The sequence below is a fragment of the Streptomyces sp. NPDC054840 genome (genome assembly GCF_053611065.1).
On the sequence record NZ_JBSGZP010000457.1, the window covers coordinates 1 to 1,100 of the forward strand.

Sequence of the window (1,100 nt, forward strand, 5' to 3'; positions counted from 1 at the left end):
GTCCGAGCGCGCGCGCGAGCCGCAACAGGTCCAGGGTGTCGACCGCCAGCCCCCGCACGCGCACGCCCGCCGCGTGCGCCGCGTCCACCGTCTCCAGGCTGAGCCGGCGGATGTCCACGGCGACCGTCGCGGCGCCCACGGCCGGCGCCCGGTCCACCACGGACGCGGCTTCGCCGCCGGGGGAGGCCGCGTACAGGACGGTCCGTACGCCCGGCACCCGACGGGCCGTCTCGGTGAGTACCGCCTCCTCGGCGGAGGCCACCTCCACGCGGGAGGTCAGGTCGCGGCGCAGGATCAGCTCCGCGAGCACGGTGGCGGTGGCCAGGTCGCCCACGAGGGCCTGGATCGGTACCCGGACCGCGTCCAGGACCTCCTCCAGGACCGGCACGTGCTCGCCCTGACCGGCGTCCAGCTCGCGCAGCTCGGCCAGGGTCAGATCGGCGACGGCGCCCGAGCCGTCGGTGGTCCGGTCCACCTCGGGGTCGTGCACGGCGACAAGGGCTCCGTCCTTGCTCAGGCGCAGATCGAGAGCGATGACGTCCATGCCGCAACGTTCCGCTCGGAGGTACGACCGCAGGGTGTTCTCCGGTTCGACACCCATGACCCCGCGGTGACCGATGGTGAGGAAAGTCAAGGTTCTCTCGCTTCCGTCGACGGCGGCTCCCCGCGCGGCTTCGGTGTCACGACCGGCCGCGCGCGATAAGAGGTCGCATGCTAGTGCGCCGCGGGTGCGAAGGGACCGTGCGTGCACGGCCCCCGAGGAGCGCCCCGGCCGCTTCCCGCCAGGGTTGTGCGCCCCACCGGGAGCGGCGCGGCGCCTGTCGCGTCACCCGGGCGTGGGCGCGTCCCCGTCGGCTTGACGGCCGGGGCCGCGCCGGTCCTCCGACAGTGCGTCCAGGTCCGTGAGCAGGGCCTCGGCGAGCTCCAGCTCGGCCAGGTGCTGCCGCTCGCTCCAGCGCAGCGCGAGGGCCGGGAACGCCCATTCCGGTACGCCGCTCGCATGCTCCCTCGCCTCCCGTACGGCGGCCAGCTCGCCCTTGGTCCGCTCCAGGTGCTCGCCGACCATCGCGCGCAGCCGCTCCGGCTCGGCCAGGTGGCCG

Annotated in this window: 1 protein-coding gene and 1 pseudogene; both read right to left on the minus strand. The window is 75.0% G+C overall.

Annotated features, from left to right (window positions below; all coding sequences use genetic code 11):
* On the minus strand, positions 1 to 634 hold a 634-nt coding region (locus ACWGIU_RS26730; protein ID WP_453709876.1), incomplete at its 3' end, for a glycerophosphodiester phosphodiesterase.
* Positions 635 to 826: 192 nt separating this feature from the next.
* Positions 827 to 1,100, minus strand: a pseudogene (locus tag ACWGIU_RS26735) (PadR family transcriptional regulator); the annotation flags it as partial.